General features: G+C 58.4%; 3 protein-coding genes. All 3 read right to left on the bottom strand.

Annotated elements, in window-relative coordinates; translation table 11 throughout:
• Window positions 1–73: 73 nt before the first annotated feature.
• The 3 genes from B9Z31_RS15250 to B9Z31_RS15240 are packed head-to-tail and all read right to left on the bottom strand — an operon-like array spanning window position 74 to window position 3,065.
• Complete coding sequence (locus B9Z31_RS15250; RefSeq protein WP_100120411.1) at window positions 74–1,204, bottom strand: HlyD family efflux transporter periplasmic adaptor subunit; 1,131 nt, start codon at window positions 1,202–1,204, stop codon at window positions 74–76.
• Between the two features lie 11 nt (window positions 1,205–1,215).
• Window positions 1,216–1,752 carry a hypothetical protein gene (locus tag B9Z31_RS15245; RefSeq protein WP_233201015.1) on the bottom strand — a complete coding sequence of 179 codons (537 nt, stop codon included), beginning with the start codon at window positions 1,750–1,752 and terminating at the stop codon, window positions 1,216–1,218.
• A gap of 32 nt (window positions 1,753–1,784) precedes the next feature.
• Window positions 1,785–3,065: a TolC family protein gene (locus B9Z31_RS15240; RefSeq protein WP_089957647.1), complete on the bottom strand. Its 1,281-nt coding sequence runs from the start codon at window positions 3,063–3,065 to the stop codon at window positions 1,785–1,787.
• Window positions 3,066–3,310 lie beyond the last annotated feature (245 nt).

Here is a 3,310-nt window from a genome sequence, read left to right as displayed (position 1 = left end):
CACCCGCTATCAACACCAGAAGCCGGTTGGTCAGGCTATTTTCGAGAAGCCACTTGAACATATCGTGACCCCTTTAACGGACTTGGTTGATGAGCGTGGCACCTTGGGTCGCCACACGATCGCCAGACTTTAAGCCCGAGATCACCGTGACACGCGCTCCATCCAGGGGCTCGAACGTCACTGTGCGTGGTTCAAACTGCTCAGCTGCAGACTTGACCCACACCACGTTCTGATTGGCAGCGTTTTTCATCAGTGCCGACTGGGGGACCGCAATACCCTGTGTCTTTTGCTTGGACTGCACATAGACTTTGACGGGCTGTCCAACGGCCAGGCCTAATAGTTCCGGGCTTTGCACTTGGAAGTTCAGCGGCAGAGCTTGCTCTCGCAAACTGCGCGCTGCACCCATGAAAACCAGTGGTGTGCGCTGGTCGCCGACAGCCAATGTGGCACCGCCGATGTTGTTGGCCACTGAGCTATCAAAAGCCAAGGCTTCGATACGCAGCCGCTTCGGGTCGACAATTTCAAAAATCAATTCCCGCGTGTCCACCACTTGGCCTGCTACGACATGCGCCGAGGCAATCACGCCAGAAACGGGCGCGACCAGTGCTTCTTTGCTGCTGAGGCCGCCACCAACGGCCGACATGCGGTCGGTGAGGCTGAGCACATCACTCTCTGCGGCTTCCACTTCCTTGCGCGGCACGGTATCTGATAACTCGCGCAAACGTGCCAAACGCTTTTCAGCAAGCGCTTTGGCAGCGCGAAATTCGGCCAATTGAGTCAACTGGCTGGCCCGCTCTAGGGGGGCGACCGCAGGGACCACGTAGGCCAATACCTGACCCTTCTTGACGGTTTGCCCTGCGTTGGGCAGGCCATTAGGGCCGGGTTCTATGCGTCCGGCGTTGATGGGCTGGACTTTGCCCCCAGCGTTGGGGTCCATCAGTACCTGACCATTGAGTTCAAAGGCGCGTGGCAGCTCAGCGGTTTCCACCACCATCGTGCGCACATTCAGTTGGCGTTGGGCTGGTTTGGGCAGAAACACGCTGCCATCGGCCATGCGCTGTGGACCATTGGCATTGGCCGTCGCAGGCGCAGCGCCGTGGTCATGGCCTTCGCCCGCGTACGTAGGCAGCGCAGCACCTGTAAGGGTCAAAGCAGTGGCCAGTGCCATCCAGTGGCGTTTTTTTGAAGTGTTGATTGTTTTCATGCTGAGGCTCCTTAGGCCGTACGAGCTTGTTGACGAAAGCGAACGATCGCGCCTAATGCCATCAGGGCCATTAACCCCCCGCCGATCCACAGGGCGATGCCTTTCCAAGAAGAACCACTGACAGGTTCATCTTCGTCCTCGTGCAAATCGAGTTCGCCAGTCAGCAGGTCGTTCAGTTCACCGGCCTGAATGGTTGCGGTGATGGCAATGACGCCAGGTTTGAGCGTGTCCTTGAGGATGACTTCGTATTCACCTACGCCATGTTTTTCGGCTTTGTATTTGCCGCCTTGAATATCGATGTCAATTAGGGCGTCATTGACCGGACTGTTGTCTGTAAAACGGTCCAGGTAAATCGTCAGCTGCTTGCCATTGACAATGCCGACCATTTCCAGATCCTCTGAAAACGCGACGAAACGCGGCAGTGCTGTTCCCTGGGTTTTTGGCGCAGCTTCCGCGTGATCGTGACCCGCACCGGCAATGGCCATAGGACTGAGTAATGTGAATATCAGCGCCATAAAGGTGGCGACTGTTGAATGAATGATCTTCATAGTGTTCCTTGAATTTTTGAGGGGTGTCAGCATCACTGAGGCAGCAGGCCCAAGGACTGCCGCAATGCCGAAATGGCGGAGGCTAGGTCAATTCGGCTTCGAGCGGCTTGTCTCGCGGCCTCTGCAGCCTCTGCTTCAATGCGCAAGCGGGTGGGCAGATCCGACTCGCCCAGCCTGAACGACTTGTCAAAAAAGCTGCGGGACTCGTTGGCCAGCTGGGCTCGTCGCTGCGCAGCATCAAGTTGAGTGCGTGCGGCCTCCAGACGAGCAGCAGCGCCTTGTTTGTCGGCTTGAATGCGCGCCTGCTCGAGGACCAGTTGTGACTGCACTTCTATCGCTTCGGCTTGTGCAGTCGCAAGACGGGCGTCATGCCTAGGGCCTGCACCCAAGGGCACGCGAATGCCAATCAGCACAGTCTGGCCATAGCGTTCTCCAAATGCCCCACGGCCGCGCGTGGTGGCCACCGTGAGTTCCGGGTTGGATCGCCTCTGGGCGCTGATCAGCTGAGCCGTCCGCTCGGCCATCGTGATGCGATCCTCCAGTTCAGCCAACAAGGGATGCCCCACTGACGCACCCGTATGTGGGGTCGAATCTGGCGTTGGCTCCACCGCCGCGTTGACTTTCAAGTCTGCCGGTGCCGTCCTGCCTGTTAGCGCCATCACTTGTGCCAAGGCTGCGGCAGATGCAGCTTGAGCTTGGGCGGCATGCGCTTGGGCCGCAGCGACAGCGCCTTCGGCTTGATGCTGGTCGGACTTTGCCAGATCACCCGCGTTGGTCCGTTTGGCAACATCAGCGGCGAGGCGTTGTGCATTGGCCAGTTGTTCGCTCGCCAGTTCAGCATCTACGCGAGCTCGCAACCAGCCCCACCAAGCATCCCTGACGGAAGAAGCGAGCCGAAGTTGTGAGGCGAGCAGCTTGCGCTCAACCAACGATATTTCAGCTTGCGCCAGATCGGCACTGGCTGTGCGTTGTCCGGGTAGCCAGATGGGAACGGCGATACCCACCTCAGCTTCCCGCGCACCGCTGTTGCCTGTCATCCGGTCTGATCGCTGACTTATCTCCAGCGAGGGCGGCTCGGGGGACAGCATCGACGCGGCTTTGGCCTGGGCCAGGGCGGCATCGCGACGCGATTGAAGCGCGTGCGCCTCGGGTTGCCTTTGCCACGCCGTTTCGAAAACATCTTTCAAGGACACCGAGCCACTCAACGCGGCGGCGGATGTGCCTTGTGCTTGGGCCGTCAGCACCAAGCCACTCAGGGTCATGACCAACAGCGCGATTCGAATCGGTGTCGGTCTTTTTTTGTACAAACTCATAGCTCATCTCCAATGGTGAAAACATCCAAGGAGATCAGCGAGCAGCGACAACACGTCGCTAGGCGATGACGCACAACGCGCAAAGCGTCATGTGCATCCGCACACAGGGGATTCGAAAAGAGGGAAAGGTAAAGAAACCCGAGGCTCGCCGATCAGGCAAGCACGGGCCATTGAGGCCGTTCAGGACGTTCACTTGCCATATGAGAAGCAATGACCTGAAGGTGAAGTGGGTGATCGTCAGAGGC

The organism is Limnohabitans sp. G3-2 (assembly GCF_002778275.1).
GTDB lineage: Bacteria > Pseudomonadota > Gammaproteobacteria > Burkholderiales > Burkholderiaceae_C > Limnohabitans_A.
This window is presented reverse-complemented; position numbering and strand designations above follow the sequence as displayed.